We start from the raw sequence: 18,053 nt of genomic DNA on the forward strand, positions 1-18,053 counted from the left end.
CTCAGAACGAATAGTTGAAGCCGGTGCCGATGGCGTTGATCGTGGTACCCACGCCCGGCGAATAGCCGCTGGCGGCAAAGGCGCCGGCCACGGCGAAGTTGTAGTTGGCCAGCGACTCGTTCTGCAGCAGCACGTAGTGGGCGAAGATCTCGCTGTTGCGGCTCAGGCGATAACCCACGCCCAGGGCGTACTGGCGTGCACCCATGCCACTGGTGTCGCACTGATAACCGGCGGCCGAGATCATCTTGCAATCGCCGGCCAGGGCGCGGGCGTAGCTGGCACGCAGGCGCCAGGCGCCGAGGCGGTGGCTGACGCCGAGCATGTAGGCGCGGCGCTTGTAGTCGGACAGGTCGCTGACGTTCTGGCTGTTGTTCACCACGCCGTCCTCGGCGTAGTGCAGCTCATCGGCCACCAGCGATAGCTTGGTATTGCCGATCTGGTAGCCCAGGCCCAGGCGGTAGCTGTAGTCATTGGACGAGGTGCCGTTAGTGACATGAGTGTTGCTGCCGACCCCACGCGAGTTGCGGCCAAGGCTTGCGACGCCGAAGTAGTCGACATGGCGCTCGGCGGCAGCCACCGCGGTGAAGCCGCCATTGGTGTAGGTCAGGCTGCCGCCATAGATATAGCCGTTGTCGACGTCTTCAGCGGCGCGGGTGCCATTGTTGGAGTAGGCGAGCTTCAGGGTCAGGCCGTTCCACTCCGGCGACCACCAGGCGACCATGCCGGACTGGCGTCGGTTGAACGCGGCATCCGAATGTTCGCTGCTGTCGGCCTTGCTGGCCGGGCCGTTGACGTTGCTGGCCATGCTGACGTTAAAGCCCGGTGAGCCGATGATGTTGTAGTAGGCGCCAGCGGTCTTGCCGCTGAACGGGTCGAGGCTGGTGGTGCTCTCCTTGAGCGGCATGTCCCAGACCCCGTACAGCAGGGTGCCGTAGCGGTCGTCGTCGAAGGCCACTGCGGAGTTGCGCAGGCGGGTGTTGGGCGAGATCGACTTGGGCGCGGTTTCGTCGCCCGACAGCGTGTAGTTGACCGAGATGCCATATTCGAGCTGCCACAGGAAGCGCGAGGTGTCGTTGATCGGGATACCGGCGCGGGCACCGACATATGAGACGTTGTCGCGGGCACGCAGGTAGCTGTTCATGTTGCGCCCGTTGGGCGTGGCCAGTTTGCTCCTGTCGACGGGGGCCGCGCGGGTCGAGTTGCGCCGGTCGACGTACTCGGGCACCAGGCCCAGCGAGCCGTAGAGGGTCAGCTCGGTGCTCTTGTCACGAAAGTCCTCGCGGGTGCCGAGGTCTTTGGCCAGGCCCGCGAAGGCCTGCGGCGAGCCACTGACCGAGAGCCAGAAACGCCTGGCGTCGCGCTCGTCGCTGGTCGGATCGTCGCCGTTGGAGAAGGCCAGGCTGGCGTTCATCACCAGGTCGCGGTGATAGATGTTCAGGCCCACCCCGTAGCCGTGGCGGCTGAGGCTGTTCTCGCTATCGTCCCAGGGCTTCTTGTTGACCTTCACCCGACCCGCATCGGCGAACAGCGCACCTTCGGCGATGGCGCCATGGATGTTGCCCAGGTACTTGCGCAGCTCGACCCGGCCGAGCAGGCCTTCGTCACCGGCCGCTTCGCCGACTCCGTAGGCGCGCACGCCGTTGGGGCCGCCGAGGGTGAATTTCTCCGAGCTGTCGAGGTTCTTGTCGGCCCACTGGCCGCTGATGGCGGCGTACAGCGAGTAACCGCCGCCGAGCGCCTGCAGGCGGCTGAACGACAGGGTGCCCTTGTGGTAGGTGCCGGCGGCCTCGGCGGTCAGCGCGTCGAGGGCTGCGTCGAGCGGGGTGTTCTTGTCCAGGCGGCCGATGCCGTAGCCCAGGCTCCAGCGGTTGCTGCCGGCCCAGCCGTCACGCCAGTCGCCGTACAGGGTCAGGCCGCGGAACACGGCGCTCTTGCGCACCTCGAAGGCGCCAGCGGCGTCGTCGAAGTAACGGTGTTCCTGGGCCAGGTTCAGGCCGATGTTGGCGTCGCGGCTGCGCAGCAGCGAGGCATCGGCGAACAGCGACGACACCTGGGCGCTGCCGCTGGCGTTGGCGGTCTTCAGGCCTTTGCCGATGCTGTAGTCCATCTCGGCGTAGCTGGCACCGACGCTGATGCCGCTGGCGCCCAGTGGCAGGCGCATGCCCACGCCCTTGATATCCAGGCCCTCGAAGCTGGCCTGGTTGTTGAAGTACAGGCTTTCGCCGAAGCCGAAGGCGTCGTTGAGGCTGACGTTGGTGCTCATCCGGTTGCTGCCGGTGTAGTAGTTGCCGTAGTTGTCGAAACTGACCCGGCCGGTCCAGGCAGTCATCTCGCTCAACTTCAGCACGATGTCGGCGGCGCCGGGCTGGCGCGAGGGCTGCAGCACTGCGCGCACGGACACCCCGGCGATATCGGACAGGCGCAGCAGTACGCGCTCCATGTCCTGCTCGCGAATCACGCTGCCGCTGGGCAGTGCGTCGACGAAACGCTGCTGCATGCCGGCATTCAGGCGCACACCCGGGCCCGGCTCGGTGCGTACCGTGCCGACCTTGCCCTCACGCACCTCAAGGGTGACCACGCCGCCTTCGATTTCCTGCGGCGGCAGGTAGGCGCGGGCCACCAGATAACCGCGGCTGCGGTACAGCGCGGTAATGCGGTCGGCGGCGGCGCGCAGGCCGGTGAGATCGAGTTCGCGGCCGAGGTCGTTCTGCAATTCCTGCTGCAGGCGCGATTCGCTGATCTCGCGGTTGCCGGTGAGCTTGAAGGCCGTGACCTTGAAGCTGAACGAGGGGGCCGCCGAATTACTGCCTTGGGCCTGGCGCTGGTCGTCCTCGGCCTCGATGCGCACGCTGCCTTGGGGCTGCTGGCTGCGCTGCGCCGGGCGCAAGCTGTCGCGGTTGGTGTCGAACAGGGAGCCGGCACTGGGCAGGGTTTCACCCTGGGCTTGGCCGGCGAGCACGGCGGCGGTGAGTAACGTCAGGGCGCGCGGGTGCAACGCCCGGCGCACGGAGGCGGCGAGATAAGTCCGGGTCATGGCAGATTCTTTTGTTGTTTTTGTAGGAAGTGCGAACGGCGTCAGCGGGTCGGGAACAGGGTCCTGGCAACGCTTTTCGCGGCGAACAGGCGGGCGGCGTTATGGCCGACCTTGCTGACCTGGAATTGCAGATGGTCGATGGGGATGTGCCATTTCTGCGCGAGGAAGGCTTCGTAGCGCAGGTAGTTGAGCTGGCGCTCGACACGGGTAGCGCCCTGCATGGCAGCACCACAGGCGCGGTCCATGACCCGATCGTCCGGCTTGTCGTCGAGTTCGCCGACCATGTAGGTCAGATCGCGTGCGGCATAGCGCTGGAACACTTGGGTGGCGTTCAGGCCCTGGCGGGTGAAGTACGCCGGTGCTCGCTCCAGGCCATAGCGGTACCGCGTGTAGCTAGGGCACATGACCGTGAGCACCGGCTTGAAGGCGCCGTCCTGCAGGCGGTTGTCGTCCAGGTAGAGGTAGGACGAGGGGCTCGACACCACGTAGCGCACCTGGATGCCACTGGCGCGCAGGCGTTGGTCGCCGTCGCCGAGCAGGGTGTAGCGCTGCATCAATTGACCCCCGGCGGAGTGGCCGATGAACACGATTTCCTTCAGCGCAGGGAAATGCTGGCGATTGCCGAGGTAGGCGAGCAGGTCGTCGAGCACGGTGAACCCGGCGATACCGGCGCGCCCGCTCTGCGACTCGGTGCCGTGCATCCACTTGTCCTTGGGCCACAGCGGCATGTCATCGCCGGCACGGCGGTCGCTGGGGGTGAGGAAGTTGGGGGCCAGCAGCAGGGTGTCGCGGGCGCTGAAGCCTGCGTTTGCCAGCAGCTTTTCGCCGCTGTCGTAATAGTCGTCGGCGTTGCGGCGCACACCATGCAGCAGCACCACGGCGCGCTGTACGGGCAGGCTGGCAGTGTTCAGGTCGTTGTTGGCGAAGGCGACGAAGTTGTAGGGGGCCGTGTCGCCCAGGCGCAAGGTCTGGGGGGCGGCGACGGCCTGGACGGCCAGCAGGCTGGCGGCCAGGAGCAGCAGGGAGCGGGTGAGTGTGCGCAGAACGTGATGCCGCATGTAACCACCTCGTAAGAGTGCGGTGCCGGTCGTATCCCGTGGCAGTGTATGGGGATCGGCCGGTTTGATTGGAGTTATGGCGCCGATCCTAGCAGTGGTTTTTGCCGAGATAAAATATCTTGAATCGAGTGTTTTGATATTTTGAAAGTATCAAGTTGTCGTTGCCGATCTCCATACTAGAGAGATATTGGTTGGATATTTTTAATATATTTTTAATCTTCAAGCCCCGCCGCTAGCATCCCGCCATGTTCGCCCCTCCTGAGCGACACATTCGCGGATCCGAAACCATGACAACAAGAAAGACCCCGCTCTACCTGGCCATCGCCTACGCCCTGTTCGCCGCTGCCACGGCCCAAGCCGCCAACACCGCCGACCTGCCGTGCAAGACCACCGCCGAATGCGCCGAACAGGCGCGCAAGATCGGCGCCAGCGTGGACAAGTCCGCGCTCAAGGGCGGCCAGCAGGAAAGCCAGTTCGACTGGCTCAACCGCATCAACAAGGCGTCCATCGTCATGCTCACCGAGCAGGGCATCGTGCCTGCCGACCAGGGCAAGGTGATCGCCAGCGGCGTGCGCTATGCCATCGACCAGGCCAAGCAGCCCGACGGCAAGCGCCCCAGCGATGTGTTGCAGCTCGAGCAGGTGATGATCGACAAGATCGGCCCGCAGGCTTCGCTGATCCACTCCGGGCGCAGCCGCCAGGACATGTACGCCACCTATCGCCTGGCCTCGCTGCGCGCCGAAGTGCTGGACTACAGCGACGCCCTGAACGCCACCCGCCAGCGCCTGCTCAAGCTGGCCTCGGTCAACGTCGACACTCTGGTGCCGGCCTACACCAATGGTGTGCAGGCCATGCCGATCAGCTACGCCCACTACCTGCTGGCGTACGAGGCGTCGTTCCAGCGCGATGCCCAGCGCATCCACGACCTCTATGCACGCCTGAACCTGAGCCCGATGGGCACCGCGGTGCTGGCCAACTCCGGCTACCCGCTCAACCGCGAGCGCCTGGCCACGCTCTTGGGCTTCGATGGCCTGCGCGAGAACTCGCTGGATGCCAGCCAGGTCTCGACCTACGACATTCCGCTGGAGGCTGCCAGCATCGCCTCGTCGTCGGCCATTCGTGTGGGCGCGATCATTGGCGACATCCACACCCAGTACCACCAGACCCGCCCCTGGCTGCTGCTCGACGAGGGCTCGACCTACACCAGCAGCGCCATGCCGCAGAAGCGTAACCCGGGCCTGCTGATGCGCACCCGCGAGTCGGCCTCCGATGTGGTCGGGCTGGCCAACGCCACCACTGTGCGGGCACATAACGTCACCACCGGCATGACCGACTACAAGGCCGCGTTCGACGACCTGGGGCTGTTCAAGTCGGCCAACGAGATGTTCGAGCGCATGGACCTGGTGCTCGATGCCCTGCAGATCAACGCTGCCCGCGCCGAAGAAGAGCTGGACGCCGACTGGACCACGTCGATGGAGCTGGCCGACACTCTGGAGCGTCAGCACCACGTGCCGTTCCGCATCGGCCACAGCTTCGCCTCGCTGATCGTCGAGAAGGCCCGCGCCGAGGGCACGCTGCCCAAGGACTTCGCCTACGCCGATGCCCAGGCGCTCTACACCCAGGCGGCGAAGAAGTACAAATGGCAGGATGACCAGTTGCCGCTGAGCGAGGCTGCGTTCCGCGCCAGCCTTTCGCCACGGGCGATGGTCGAGAGTCGCCAGGGCACTGGTGGGCCGCAGCCGAACGAAGTGCGGCGCATGCTGATGGAGGCGGGCAAGCGCCTGGCGGCGGATCAGGACTGGATGAAGCTGCACCGGCAGAAGCTGGTGGATGCCGATGCGGCGTTGGACAAGGCCTTCGACAAGCTCGCTGGGCAGTAACGGCGTCGCAATCTCAAAAATCTAAGGCGTGCCCAGTCCCTGCGGGAACAACTGTCTTGCTCAAAATTTAAAGTCCAGCCCAATTCCTGTGGGAGCGGGCTGGCCCTTAGATTTTGAGCAAGACTGTTGCTCCTACAGATGTGGTGGATGCCTGGGAAACAGCGGTGTCCCCATACCTCAGAAAATTCCGAATCTTGTCGGCATCCCTTCAGTTCAAGGTTGCTTGGGAATTATCCTACGCACCACTCAGCCGTTTCTCTGTTGTTGGAGATAAGCATCGGGACTAACTTCCCCGGGTCGCCCATATGGCGACCGGGTGTGAGAGCCCGGCATCCAATACTGAGTAACGCTGTTATGGCAGCTGTGCGTGGGCAGGCTTTATGCCTGGCCGGCTTTTGCTCTGTGTTGGTCCGGTCTCTCACCCCACCTCAGCTGCCACCCTATCCTGTGAGAGGGATGGAGTAGTCGGCTTTCGACAACTCAACACAGGGCAATACCATGAAAAAAATCGTCCCCGATCCACCCCGCCTCAAGCTCATCAATACTCCCTACTTCTCCATCCACGCCGACCTGATTCCCCCGGACGCCCTGGCTCACGCCAGCGAACTTTTGCGCGGTGTCAGCGAGACCCTCGACGAGCACTGTCGCTCCATGGCCGGTACTCCCGGTCTGAACATGCTTGCCAACGCCGCGCATGCCGCCGAAACCGCGCGTGCCTTGATCGAACACGCCCTCAAACGGATGTGATGGAGGTTTGCCCATGAATGAAAACACCACGCCAGGCATCGCCACTGCCTTCGGTATGTTCCGCGTACAACCCGGTGTTCCCGTGGATCGGGCATTCGACGAAGCGTCGTTGCTGCTGGGCTGCGTGCGTGATCTGAGTCAGGGCAGTGACGAGGAAATCGCCCCTGCCGCCCTGACGGCATTGAGGTATCTCAGTGCACTGGCCAAGGCCTTGCTGAACGACCTTGAGGTGGCCAGAAACCAGCAGGTCTGACTGCAAAACCAGCAGGCTATTCGGAGCGCCGCACCGCTGTGAACACCGGCAAGGCCGGTGTCATTCACCGCGGTGCATGGCACCGGCTGTGCCGGTGATCGCGGGACAAGCCCGCTCCCACAGGTACCGCGCGGTTCCTACAGGTGCCCCTAGCCCAACACCTCGCGCAACCGCCCGCGATCCACCTTCCCGTGCCACCAGGCAATCGCCAGACACGCCACGCAATTGCCCACCACATTGGTCACCGACCGGCATTTCATCAGCCGCTCCACGCCAATCAGCAAGCCGATGCTCTCCAGCGGCACGATGTCCAGCACGCTCAAGGTCGCCGCCAGGGTGACGAAGGCCGAGCCAGCCACGCTGGTCGAGCCGAGCGAGGTGAACAGGCTGACCAGCACGATGGTCGCCAGCAGCGAGGGCGTCAGGTCGATATGCCCAAGCTGTGCGAGAAACAGCACCGCAACCATCAGGTACAGGCTCGAGCCGTTGAGGTTGAAGCTGTAGCCGGCAGTGAGGGTCAGGCGCAGGGTCTGGCTGTCGCAACCGGCCGCTTCGAGCTTTTCCACCAGACGCGGCAGGGCGGCCACCGACGAGCCGGTCGAGATCACCAGCAACAGTTCTTCCTTGATGTAGCCCACCAGCCGCGCCAGGCGACAGCCGAGCAGGCGCATCACCAGCAGCGGCACCAGCAGCAGGTAGGCCAGGCACGCGGAGTAGGCGGCAATGACGAACTTGGCCAGGGGAATGGCGGCGTCCAGGCCGTACTTGCCGATGATGAAGGCGATGGCACCAAACGCCGCCAGCGGCGCGAAGCTGACGATCAGGCGCATGATGCGGAACATCCAGGCCATGGTCCGGTCGAGCTGGCGGGCCAGGCGTCGGCCGGTTTCGCCGCTGCGCCCTAGCAGCAGGCCGCACACCAGTGCGGCCAGCAGCACCTTGAGGATGGGGCTTTCTTCCAGCGAGTCGAGCAGCAAGGTGGGCAGGCGCGAGAGCATCGGGCCGTCACCGGCCAGCAGCGGCACCGACCACACGTGGCTGGAGCTTTCCAGGCCGGCGCCGGGGCGCAGCAGCAGGGCGACCACCAGGCCGATCAGCAAGGATAGCAACGACATCAGTTGCCAGTAGGCCATGGCCTTGAGGCCCAGGCGGGCGGTGGCACGGTAGTCGCTCAGGGCAGCGGTGCTGGAGCAGACCAGGATGAACATCACCACCGGGGCGCAGACGCCGATGATGGAGATGAACAGGTCGCTGAGCGGCTTCATCTGCACCGCCAGGTCCGGCTGCCAGACACCCAGCAGCGCACCGGCCAGCAGGGCGAGCAGGAGCAAGGCAAGATCGGAGCGGGGACGGTTGCGGATCATCGGCGGTTTTGTTGTTTTTTTGATTTTGCCGATTCTAGCGTGAATGGTGCGAGGACTGCGCATGCGCCACAATGCCCCTCGCCACCAGCCCCCGGAGCCTGCATGGAACTTCGTCACCTTCGTTACTTCGTCATGGTCGCCCAGGAAAAGCACTTCACCCGTGCCGCCGCGCGGCTGAACATGCAGCAGCCGCCGCTCAGCCAGCAGATCCGCGCACTGGAGCAGGAGCTGGGCTTCGACCTGTTCATCCGCCATGCCAAGGGTGTCGACCTGACTGCTGGCGGCGAGGTCTTCCTTCAAGAGGCGCTGGACATCCTGCAACGGGTCGAGAACGGTGCGCAGAAGGCCGCGCGCACGGCCAAGGGCATCGAAGGCAATCTCAAGGTCGGCTTCACCAGCTCGGCAGCGTCCCATCCACTGATCCCCCGCATCATCCGGCGTTACCGAGATCTCTACCCGGACGTCGATATCGCCCTGCACGAAGGCAACGCCCGCGAGCTGACCGACGAGGTGAGCGACGACAGCGTCGATATCGGCATCCTTCGCGCGCCGGTCGATCGCCCACGGGGCATCGCCTATCACCGGTTGCTCAACGAAGAGCTGGTGCTGACCCTGCCGGTCGGTCATCGCCTGCTCGACAGCGGTGCGGCCATTGCCCTCAAGGACCTGGCCGACGAGCCGTTCATCCTGGTGCGCCGTCCGGGGGCGCCGGGGATGTACGCCAATTTGCTGCAGGCCTGTCGTAATGCGGGATTCGAGCCGAAGGTGGCGTTCGAGGTCGAGCGCATGCTGACCAACGTCAGCCTGGTGGCCGCCGGTGCCGGGGTGTCGGTGGTGCCGACTTCGATGCGCGGCTTTCACGAACACAGCGTGGCCTACCGGCCAATCCGCGACGCCCGGCCACGGCTGGCGGCGCCCATTACCTTGCTGTGCCGGCAGGACAACCCGTCGCCGCAGGCGGTGAATTTCGTGGCGTTGGCTCGACAGTTGGGCAGCGAGTTGCGCCGTGAACGACGGGAGGCCGGTGGTGCTGCGTTAGCTACAGGCTAATGACAACGCGACGCCTGGCTAACAAGGGCTGGGCGCTGGGAGGGTAGGGTGGCAGTAACACTGCAAAGCCTGTGGCGAAGTGATTTTGGCCGACAGGCTTGTGGTGGCTGTTCCGGCCTCATCGCGGGACAAGCCCGCTCCCACAGGTGCACCGACGATTCCGAAACCTGCGGAACACCTGTGGGAGCGGCGGTTCGCCGCTGCGACTTGTCCCGCGATGAGGCCCTGAAGATCACCCCCCTTCGGGAGCCTCACCATGTCATCCGCCCGCTTCACCCTGTTCACCGCCTCGGCGGTGTGCGCGCTGATCATCCTCGACACCAATATCGTCGCAGTCAGCCTGCCCAGCATCGCCCGCGACCTGTCCGGTTCGTTCGCCGACATCGAATGGGTGGTCAGCGCCTACCTGCTGGCCTTCGCCGCCGCCCTGCTACCGGCCGGCAGCCTGGCCGACCGCTTTGGCCGGCGGCGCATGCTGCAACTGGGCCTGGGGGTGTTCGGCCTGGCCTCGCTGGCCTGCGGCGCGGCACCGACACTGATGTTTCTCGACCTCGCCCGGGCCGCCAAGGGCCTTGGTGCGGCGCTGCTGCTCACCGCCGCGCTGGCAGCCATCGGTCACCGTTTCCATGAGCCCGAGGAGCGCATGCGCGCCTGGGCATTCTGGGGCGCGTGCATGGGTGCGACCATCACCTTCGCACCGCTGCTTGGCGGCCTGATCGCCAGCACCCTGGGCTGGCGCTGGATCTTCTACATCAACCTGCCGCTGGTGGTGGTGCTGGCGGTGATGGTCCGGCGCAGCGTCGCGGAATCGCGCGACAGCGCCGCTGCCCGCCTGGATCCGTTCGGCAGCCTGACCTTCGCAGGTGCGCTGGGCTACCTGATCTGGGCGCTGATCGATGCCAACCGCGTCGGCTGGGACAGCGCGCCCACCCTCGGTCGCCTGGTGATCGCGGCGTTCCTGTTCTTCCTCTTCGTGCTGGTCGAACGCAACCAGTCGCGGCCGATGATCGACCTGCAACTGATGCGCAGCGGGCGCTTCATCGGCGCTCTGCTCGGCATGTTCGCCTATGCCGCCTGCGCCCAGGTGATGATGACCTTGCTGCCGCTGTACCTGCAGAACGGCCTGCAGCTCACGGCGCTGGCTGCAGGCGCAGGCATGCTGCCGTTCGCCCTGGCGATGCTGCTGACACCCCGCCCGGGCATGCGCCTGTCGGCGCGGCTCGGCTCGGCGCGGATCTTCGCCCTCGGCCTGTTGCTGGTGGGGGTGGGCAACCTGCTGTGCGCCGTGGCCGCCGCCCAGGGCGGTTATGCCGCCTTCGCCCTGGCCAGCCTGGTGCTTGGTGCCGGGGCTGGGCTGCTCAATGGCGATACGCAGAAGAACATCATGGCCTGCGTACCGCGCGAGCGCACCGGCATGGCCTCGGGGTTGAGCACCACCACACGCTTCGGCGCGATCGTGCTGGCCATCGGTGTGCTGGGCGGGATCCTGGCCAGCCGCAGCGGGCAGTTGCTGCGTGAGGCGGTGGCGGGGGTGGCGCCGGGGCAACTGGACAAGGTCGGCGACATGGCGACCCGGGTCGCGGCGGGCGATCTGTCGGCGGCGCTGGCGGTGGTCGATCCGGGCCTGCGCGACACCCTGGCGCCGCTGGCGCGCCAAGCCTTCGTCGGCGGTTTCGAAGCGGTGCTGACCAGTGCGGGCGTGGCGGCGCTGGTGTTCGCCGTGGTGGTCGGGCTTCTGCTGAACCGACCACTCCCCGTGCCAGTCACGCAGCCGGCCTGATGATTTAATTTCATGGTCGCTATCAATCAACGCGATTAGAAGGCTGCACATTCTCTGGGTATAAAGCATGCAAAAAATGATGGCAAAAAGCTTTTATGCACTCGGGGGAGGACACTATGTTCAGAGGAATCAGCATCACCATGAGGTTGGCGCTGGGGTTTGCATTGGTCGTTGGGTTGATGCTGGTCATCACCGCCATCGGCGTGCACCGGGTGGGCGGGATCGACGCGCTGCTCACCGAGGTCAGCGGCAATACCACGGTCAAGCAGCGCTATGCGATCAACCTGCGCGGCAGCGTGCATGACCGCGCCATCGCCATCCGCGATGCCGTGCTGACCCACGATGACGGCCAGCTTTCGGGCTTCCTCCAGGACATCAAGCGCCTGGACGACTTCTACCAGACTTCCGCAGTGCCGCTGGCCAAGTTGCTCGGCGAGCCCCAGGCCGGCGCCGACGAGCAACGCCTGCAGCAGCAGATCCAGGGCATCGAGCGTACCGCCCAGGCCGCCACCGCACAGCTGCTGGAACTGCGCCACAAGGGGGACTTCGATCAGGCCCAGGCGCTGTTGCTGGCCCAGGTCGCGCCGGCATACAAGGAATGGCTGCGCAGCATCAACGCCTTCATCGACCTGCAGGAAAAGGATGTGGTGCGCGACATCGGCATCGTGCGTGACAGCGCTTCGGGCTTTGCCGGGTTGATGCTCTGGGCGGCGGCCCTGGCTGCACTGCTCAGCGTCGGCGCCTCGCTGCTGATCATCCGCAGCATTCGCTCGACCCTGGGCGCCGAGCCCGAAGAAGTGGCGCAATTGCTGCGTGGCCTGGCCCGTGGCGAGATCGACCAGAGTGTGCGCAGCCAGCACCCGGACAGCGTGATGGGCGCACTGGGCACCACCAACCGTCACCTCACCGAGATCATCGCCCAGGTCAATCAGGTGGCGACCGACCTGGTCGCTTCGTCCAGCCGCATGAGCCAGGGTGCTGCCGCCAACCAAGGGCGCATGCAGCAGCAGAGCGACGATACCCAGCACATGGCCAGCGCCGTGTCTCAGCTGGTGGCCGCCATCAACGAGATCGCCGGTTACGCCGCTGCAGCCGCACGGGCCTCCGAGGCGGCCGACCAGGAGGTGGACGCTGGCAAGACCGTGGTCGAAGGCACCGCCAGCTCCATGCACGAACTGGCCCTGGTACTGGAGTCGGCCACCGAGGCGGTGTTGCAGGTCGCCTCTGACAGCCAGGCCATCGAGAGCATCATCGAGGTGATCAACTCCATCGCCGAGCGCACCAACCTGCTGGCGCTCAATGCCGCGATCGAGGCCGCACGTGCCGGCGAGTTCGGCCGGGGCTTCGCGGTGGTCGCCGACGAGGTGCGCTCGCTGGCCAACCGCACCCAGGAGTCGACGCGCGAGATTCGCGGCATGATCGGCAAGCTGCAGGAGGGAGCCGGCAAGACTGCACAGATCGTCGGCGACAGCCGCGAACTGGCGCAGGACACGGTGGAACGTACCCAGGTCGCGCAGCGTTCGTTGAACGAGATCCGTCGCGAGGTGGCAGCGATCAGCCAGATGAACAATCAGATCGCCGCGGCGTCGTCGCAGCAGGATGTGGCGGCGAGCATGCTCAGCCAGGACATCAATCGCATCCACGCCTCCTCGCGTGATGCCCATGCAGGTTCGACGCGCCTGGCCGGAGACAGCCAGGAACTGCTGGAACTGGCGGATGCGCTGGGCAGCCGGATGGGCTTCTTCAAGACTGCCGGGTAGTTCCGCCAGGCCTGGCCTCTTCGCGGGTAAACCCGCTCCTACAGGGATTGCTGCGGGAGCGGGTTTACCCGCGAAAAGGCCAACACCGCCCTCAACCCTGTTCGATAAAAAAGAACGCTCACCCACCCCTTCGATAAACCATACTGCGGAAAAAACAACAGGTCTTTTCCGCATGATGACCCTGCGCCAGATCCGCCACTTCATCGCCGTTGCCGAAACCGGCTCGATCTCCGCCGCCGCGCAGGCGGTGTTCATCTCCCAGTCGACCCTCACCCAGGCGATCCAGCAACTGGAAGACGAAATCGGCGTGACCCTGTTCACCCGCCACGCCAAAGGCATGAGCCTGACCCACCAGGGGCACCAGTTCCTGCGCCAGGCGCACCTGATCCTGGCCACTGTGGAAAACGCCAAGCGCAGCCTGCAGCAGAGCACCGACCAGGTCGATGGCCTGCTCACCATCGGCGTCACCAGCCTGGTCGCCGGCTATTACCTGGCCGACCTGATCACCCGCTTCCAGCACGCCTACCCCAACGTACAAACCCGCGTGGTGGAGGACGAGCGCCCCTACATCGAGCACCTGCTGGTGGCCGGCGAGATCGATGTCGGCGTGCTGATCCTGTCCAACCTCGAAGACCGCCACGCCCTGCAGACCGAAGTGCTCACCCACTCTCCGCACCGCCTGTGGCTGCCACCACGCCATCCGCTGCTCGAACGCGACAGCATCAGCCTGGCCGATGTGGCAGGTGAGCCGCTGATCCAGCTCAACGCCGATGAAATGGGCCTGCACACCCAGCGCATCTGGAGTCGTGCGGGGCTTACGCCCAAGGTCACCTTGCGCACCGCGTCGGTGGAGGCGGTGCGCAGTCTGGTGGCGGCGGGGCTTGGGCTGTCGATCCAGGCCGACATGACCTATCGCCCCTGGTCGCTCGAAGGCGACATCATCGAAGCCCGCCCGCTGGCCGACCTCAACGAGACCCTCGACGTGGGCCTGGCCTGGCGCCGGGGCACGGCGCGCACGCCGCTGGTGGACCCGTTCCTGACATTGGCCAGGGGGCAGGGCAGCCAGCGCAAGGTATCGATTTAACCGAACGAGACTTTCAATATTTAGAATTTGTGAAGCTGGCTGTCGGGCTCTAGTCTCGTTTCAAGTGGACGCGCCCGACCCACCGCGGAGGCGCCATGCACGACGACATGAAAAAAAGAAGAAGTCCGAAAATGCCCACCAGTCTTCCGCTGTACAGCGCGCAGTTGATCGATGGCCACCTGGTTGCCGGGGAAGGGCTGGTCGAGCCCATCGTCAACCCGGCGACCGGCGAGTTGCTGCTGAATGTCGGCGAGGCTTCCCTCGAACAGCTTGAGCGCGCGGTACAGGCGGCCCAGCGCGCTTTTGCCGGCTGGTCGCGCACCACCCCTGCGCAACGCGCCGCCACCTTGCTGGCCATCGCCGACGCCATCGACGCCAATGCCGACCTGCTTGCCCGTCTCGAGGCACTGAACTGCGGCAAGCCCCTGCACCTGGCGCGCCAGGACGATATTCCCGCCACTGCCGATGTGTTCCGCTTCTTTGCCGGTGCCGTGCGCTGCCAGCAGGGCCAACTCACTGGCGAGTACGTCGCCGGGCACACCAGCATGGTGCGCCGCGACCCGGTGGGTGTCGTCGCATCGATTGCGCCGTGGAACTACCCACTCATGATGGCCGCCTGGAAGATCGCCCCGGCCCTGGCCGCAGGCAACACCTTGGTGTTCAAACCCTCCGAACACACGCCGCTGTCGATCCTGGCGCTGGCGCCGCTGCTGGCCGATATCCTGCCGGCGGGCGTGCTGAACATCGTCTGCGGTGGCGGCGAGGCGGTCGGCAGCCATCTGGTCGGCCACCCCAAGGTGCGCATGGTGTCGCTGACCGGCGATATCGTCACCGGCCAGAAGATCCTGCAGGCCGCTTCACGCACGCTCAAGCGCACCCATCTGGAACTCGGCGGCAAGGCTCCGGTGATCGTCTGCGACGATGCCGACCTGGAGGCCGTGGTGCAGGGCATTCGCACCCATGGTTACTACAACGCCGGGCAAGACTGCACCGCCGCCTGCCGCATCTATGCCCAGGCCGGCATCCACGACCGGCTGGTGGCTGCGCTGGGCGATGCGGTGGGCAATATCCGCTTTGCCCGCAAGAAAGACGTCGACAACGAGATCGGCCCGCTGATCAGCGCCCGCCAGCGCGACCGCGTGGCCAGCTTCGTCGAGCGCGCCCTGGGCCAGCCGCACATCGAACGGGTGACCGGTGCCGCCGTGCATTCGGGCCCCGGCTTCTACTACCAGCCGACGCTGCTCGCCGGCTGCCGCCAGCAGGACGAAATCGTCCAGCGCGAAGTGTTCGGGCCGGTGGTCACCGTGACCCGCTTCGAACAGTTGTCCCAGGCGCTGGACTGGGCCAACGACTCCGAGTACGGCCTGGCCTCTTCGGTGTGGACGCAGAACCTCGACAAGGCCTTCCAGATCGCCAACCGCCTGCAATACGGCTGCACCTGGATCAACACCCATTTCATGCTGGCCAGCGAGATGCCCCATGGCGGGCTCAAGCGCTCCGGCTATGGCAAGGACCTGTCCAGCGACTCGCTGCAGGACTACAGCGTGGTGCGCCACATCATGGCGCGTCACGGCGAGCTGCTCGACTGACACAAGAATCCGCTGGCGCCGCCAGGGACGTTGTTCGCTTGATACTGCCCCGACAATAGAAAGAACAATTTGGGAGATGAACGATGTACAAGACAGCGTTGCTCAGCGGGCTCGCCACCGCGCTCCTGGCCAGTGGCAGCCTCCAGGCCGCCGAAGCCCTGAAGGAAGTCGGCAAGGGCGAGGGCCAGCTCGATATCGTCGCCTGGCCGGGTTATATCGAACGTGGCGAGTCGGACAAGGCCTATGACTGGGTCAGCAAGTTCGAGCAAGACACAGGCTGCAAGGTCAACGTCAAGACCGCTGCCACCTCCGACGAGATGGTCAGCCTGATGGCCAAGGGTGGCTACGACCTGGTCACCGCGTCGGGGGATGCCTCGCTGCGATTGATCTACGGCAAGCGTGTACAGCCGATCGATCCGAAGCTGATCCCCAACTGGAAGAACCTCGACCCGCGCCTGCACGACGCGCCGTGGTACACCGTCGATGGCAAGACCTACGGCACCCCCTACCAGTGGGGCCCGAACCTGCTGATGTACAGCACCAAGGTGTTCCCCACCGCACCAGATAGCTGGAAAGCCGTATTCGAGGCCGAGAACCTGCCCGACGGCAAGCCGAACAAGGGCCGTGTGCAGGCCTACGACGGCCCGATCTACATCGCCGACGCCGCGCTCTACCTCAAGGCGACCCAGCCGGCGCTGGGCATCAGCGATCCGTACCAGCTCGACGAGAAGCAGTACGCCGCCGTGCTCGACCTGCTGCGCAAGCAACACGCCCTGATTCACCGCTACTGGCACGACACCACGGTGCAGATGAGCGACTTCAAGAATGAAGGCGTCGCCGCCTCCAGCGCCTGGCCGTACCAGGCCAACGCGCTCAAGGCCGAGGGCCAGCCGATCGCCACGGTGTTCCCGAAGGAGGGCGTCACCGGGTGGGCCGACACCACCATGCTGCATGTCGATGCCAAGCACCCCAACTGCGCCTACAAGTGGATGGACTGGTCGCTGCAGGCCAAGGTGCAGGGCGATGTGGCGGCCTGGTTCGGCTCGTTGCCGGCGGTGCCGCAGGGCTGCAAGGCCAGCGAGTTGCTGGGCGCCGAGGGTTGCAAGACCAATGGCTTCGACCAGTTCGACAAGATCGCCTTCTGGAAGACCCCGCAGGCCGAGGGTGGCAAGTTCGTGCCCTATAGCCGCTGGACCCAGGACTACATCGCGATCATGGGCGGGCGCTAGGTCAGGTTGCTGTGAGAGCTGACTTTGTGGGAGCAGTCCACTTTGTGGGAGCGGGCTTGCCCGCGAACACCGGCAAAGCCGGTGCCATTCACCGCGGTGTTCTTTTCGCGGGCAAGCCCGCTCCCACAAAGGCAGCACCCACAAAGGCCACTCCCGAAGGTCCGCCCCCGATAACTTCCAGCCCCCGGAGCCTCCACCATGCCCCCAGCCGTCCAGTTCACCCAGGTCTCCCGTCAGTTCGGCGAGGTGAAGGCCGTCGACCAGGTGTCGATCGACATCCAGGACGGCGAATTCTTTTCCATGCTCGGTCCCTCGGGCTCGGGCAAGACCACCTGCCTGCGCCTGATCGCAGGTTTCGAGCAGCCCAGCGCCGGTTCCATCCGCATCCATGGCCTCGAAGCCGCTGGCCTGCCGCCCTATCAGCGTGACGTCAACACGGTGTTCCAGGACTATGCGCTGTTCCCGCACATGAACGTGCTGGACAACGTCGCCTATGGCCTGAAGGTCAAGGGCGTGGCCCGCACCGAGCGTTTACAGCGCGCCGAGCAGGCGCTGGAGATGGTCGCCCTCGGCGGCTATGGCTCGCGCAAGCCGGTGCAGCTTTCCGGTGGCCAGCGCCAGCGCGTGGCCCTGGCCCGCGCGCTGGTCAATCGCCCGCGCGTGCTGCTGCTCGACGAGCCGCTGGGCGCGCTCGACCTCAAGCTGCGCGAGCAGATGCAGGGCGAACTCAAGCGCCTGCAACGGCAACTGGGCATCACCTTCATCTTCGTCACCCACGACCAGAGCGAAGCGCTGTCGATGTCCGACCGTGTCGCGGTATTCAACAAAGGGCGCATCGAGCAGGTCGATACCCCGCGAAACCTGTACATGAAACCGGCCACCGCCTTCGTCGCCGAATTCGTCGGCACCTCCAACGTGCTACGTGGCGAGCTCGCCAGCCAACTGGTCGGCGATGCCCGGCCGTTCTCCATTCGTCCCGAACACATCCGCTTCGCCTTGGGCGAACGGGGAGCCAGCGACGTGGAGGTCAGCGGCCTGCTGCACGATATCCAGTACCAGGGCGCCGCAACCCGCTACGAGATCCGCCTGGACAACGGCCAGCACCTGAGCCTGAGCCAGGCCAACAGCCAGTGGGGCGACGGCCCGGCCAGCCACCAGCCGGGCCAGCGCGTCACCGCCCGCTGGGCGCGTGAGGCCATGGTGGCGCTGAGCGAGGGCGTGTGAG

General features: G+C 65.4%; 13 protein-coding genes. 10 read left to right on the plus strand and 3 right to left on the minus strand.

What is annotated here, in order from left to right:
- Position 1: 1 nt before the first annotated feature.
- Both HU748_RS22845 and HU748_RS22850 read right to left on the minus strand, forming a co-directional pair.
- Positions 2-3,034: a ShlB/FhaC/HecB family hemolysin secretion/activation protein gene (locus HU748_RS22845; RefSeq protein WP_186722039.1), complete on the minus strand. Its 3,033-nt coding sequence runs from the start codon at positions 3,032-3,034 to the stop codon at positions 2-4.
- 41 nt (positions 3,035-3,075) lie between these two features.
- A complete protein-coding gene (locus HU748_RS22850; RefSeq protein WP_186722040.1) occupies positions 3,076-4,092 on the minus strand; it encodes a hypothetical protein in 1,017 nt (338 codons plus the stop codon).
- A 287-nt stretch (positions 4,093-4,379) separates the two neighbouring features.
- On the opposite strand from HU748_RS22850, the gene HU748_RS22855 reads away from it, so the two are divergent.
- From HU748_RS22855 to HU748_RS22865, 3 genes are all read left to right on the plus strand, one after another.
- Positions 4,380-5,972, plus strand: a complete 1,593-nt coding sequence (locus HU748_RS22855; RefSeq protein WP_186710953.1) for an argininosuccinate lyase — start codon at positions 4,380-4,382, stop codon at positions 5,970-5,972.
- A 498-nt stretch (positions 5,973-6,470) separates the two neighbouring features.
- The gene (locus HU748_RS22860) at positions 6,471-6,719 is read left to right on the plus strand and encodes a hypothetical protein (protein WP_186711895.1); all 249 of its coding nucleotides are present in this window, start codon (positions 6,471-6,473) and stop codon (positions 6,717-6,719) included.
- A gap of 13 nt (positions 6,720-6,732) precedes the next feature.
- Positions 6,733-6,972: a DUF3077 domain-containing protein gene (locus HU748_RS22865; RefSeq protein ID WP_186722041.1), complete on the plus strand. Its 240-nt coding sequence runs from the start codon at positions 6,733-6,735 to the stop codon at positions 6,970-6,972.
- 149 nt (positions 6,973-7,121) lie between these two features.
- Here the strand turns inward: HU748_RS22865 and HU748_RS22870 are convergent, their stop codons facing one another.
- Positions 7,122-8,336, minus strand: a complete 1,215-nt coding sequence (locus HU748_RS22870) for a cation:dicarboxylase symporter family transporter (protein ID WP_186722042.1) — start codon at positions 8,334-8,336, stop codon at positions 7,122-7,124.
- A 102-nt stretch (positions 8,337-8,438) separates the two neighbouring features.
- Between HU748_RS22870 and HU748_RS22875 the strand changes: the two genes are divergently transcribed.
- From HU748_RS22875 to HU748_RS22905, 7 genes are all read left to right on the plus strand, one after another.
- Positions 8,439-9,386, plus strand: a complete 948-nt coding sequence (locus HU748_RS22875; protein ID WP_186722043.1) for a LysR substrate-binding domain-containing protein — start codon at positions 8,439-8,441, stop codon at positions 9,384-9,386.
- 256 nt (positions 9,387-9,642) lie between these two features.
- Positions 9,643-11,166 carry an MFS transporter gene (locus HU748_RS22880; RefSeq protein WP_186722044.1) on the plus strand — a complete coding sequence of 508 codons (1,524 nt, stop codon included), beginning with the start codon at positions 9,643-9,645 and terminating at the stop codon, positions 11,164-11,166.
- A gap of 116 nt (positions 11,167-11,282) precedes the next feature.
- On the plus strand, positions 11,283-12,926 hold the full coding sequence (locus HU748_RS22885) for a methyl-accepting chemotaxis protein (RefSeq protein ID WP_186722045.1): 1,644 nt from the start codon (positions 11,283-11,285) through the stop codon (positions 12,924-12,926).
- A 172-nt stretch (positions 12,927-13,098) separates the two neighbouring features.
- A complete protein-coding gene (locus HU748_RS22890; RefSeq protein WP_153774130.1) occupies positions 13,099-14,010 on the plus strand; it encodes a LysR family transcriptional regulator in 912 nt (303 codons plus the stop codon).
- Between the two features lie 131 nt (positions 14,011-14,141).
- The gene (locus tag HU748_RS22895; protein WP_238343440.1) at positions 14,142-15,599 is read left to right on the plus strand and encodes a gamma-aminobutyraldehyde dehydrogenase; all 1,458 of its coding nucleotides are present in this window, start codon (positions 14,142-14,144) and stop codon (positions 15,597-15,599) included.
- Between the two features lie 83 nt (positions 15,600-15,682).
- Positions 15,683-16,828, plus strand: a complete 1,146-nt coding sequence (gene ydcS, locus HU748_RS22900) for a putative ABC transporter substrate-binding protein YdcS (RefSeq protein ID WP_186670359.1) — start codon at positions 15,683-15,685, stop codon at positions 16,826-16,828.
- Positions 16,829-17,026: 198 nt separating this feature from the next.
- On the plus strand, positions 17,027-18,052 hold the full coding sequence (locus HU748_RS22905) for an ABC transporter ATP-binding protein (RefSeq protein ID WP_186722049.1): 1,026 nt from the start codon (positions 17,027-17,029) through the stop codon (positions 18,050-18,052).
- Position 18,053: the final 1 nt, after the last annotated feature.

It is taken from the genome of Pseudomonas sp. RW3S2 (assembly GCF_014268955.1).
GTDB lineage: Bacteria > Pseudomonadota > Gammaproteobacteria > Pseudomonadales > Pseudomonadaceae > Aquipseudomonas > Aquipseudomonas wayambapalatensis.

Excerpts from the sequence above, each read along its gene's own strand:
- HU748_RS22885 (WP_186722045.1), top strand. The coding sequence starts at position 11,283 with ATGTTCAGAGGAATCAGCATCACCATGAGGTTGGCGCTGGGGTTTGCA.
- HU748_RS22850 (WP_186722040.1), bottom strand. The coding sequence starts at position 4,092 with ATGCGGCATCACGTTCTGCGCACACTCACCCGCTCCCTGCTGCTCCTG.
- HU748_RS22905 (WP_186722049.1), top strand. The coding sequence starts at position 17,027 with ATGCCCCCAGCCGTCCAGTTCACCCAGGTCTCCCGTCAGTTCGGCGAG.
- HU748_RS22890 (WP_153774130.1), top strand. The coding sequence starts at position 13,099 with ATGATGACCCTGCGCCAGATCCGCCACTTCATCGCCGTTGCCGAAACC.
- ydcS (WP_186670359.1), top strand. The coding sequence starts at position 15,683 with ATGTACAAGACAGCGTTGCTCAGCGGGCTCGCCACCGCGCTCCTGGCC.
- HU748_RS22845 (WP_186722039.1), bottom strand. The coding sequence starts at position 3,034 with ATGACCCGGACTTATCTCGCCGCCTCCGTGCGCCGGGCGTTGCACCCG.
- HU748_RS22855 (WP_186710953.1), top strand. The coding sequence starts at position 4,380 with ATGACAACAAGAAAGACCCCGCTCTACCTGGCCATCGCCTACGCCCTG.
- HU748_RS22865 (WP_186722041.1), top strand. The coding sequence starts at position 6,733 with ATGAATGAAAACACCACGCCAGGCATCGCCACTGCCTTCGGTATGTTC.
- HU748_RS22870 (WP_186722042.1), bottom strand. The coding sequence starts at position 8,336 with ATGATCCGCAACCGTCCCCGCTCCGATCTTGCCTTGCTCCTGCTCGCC.
- HU748_RS22875 (WP_186722043.1), top strand. The coding sequence starts at position 8,439 with ATGGAACTTCGTCACCTTCGTTACTTCGTCATGGTCGCCCAGGAAAAG.
- HU748_RS22895 (WP_238343440.1), top strand. The coding sequence starts at position 14,142 with ATGCCCACCAGTCTTCCGCTGTACAGCGCGCAGTTGATCGATGGCCAC.
- HU748_RS22860 (WP_186711895.1), top strand. The coding sequence starts at position 6,471 with ATGAAAAAAATCGTCCCCGATCCACCCCGCCTCAAGCTCATCAATACT.
- HU748_RS22880 (WP_186722044.1), top strand. The coding sequence starts at position 9,643 with ATGTCATCCGCCCGCTTCACCCTGTTCACCGCCTCGGCGGTGTGCGCG.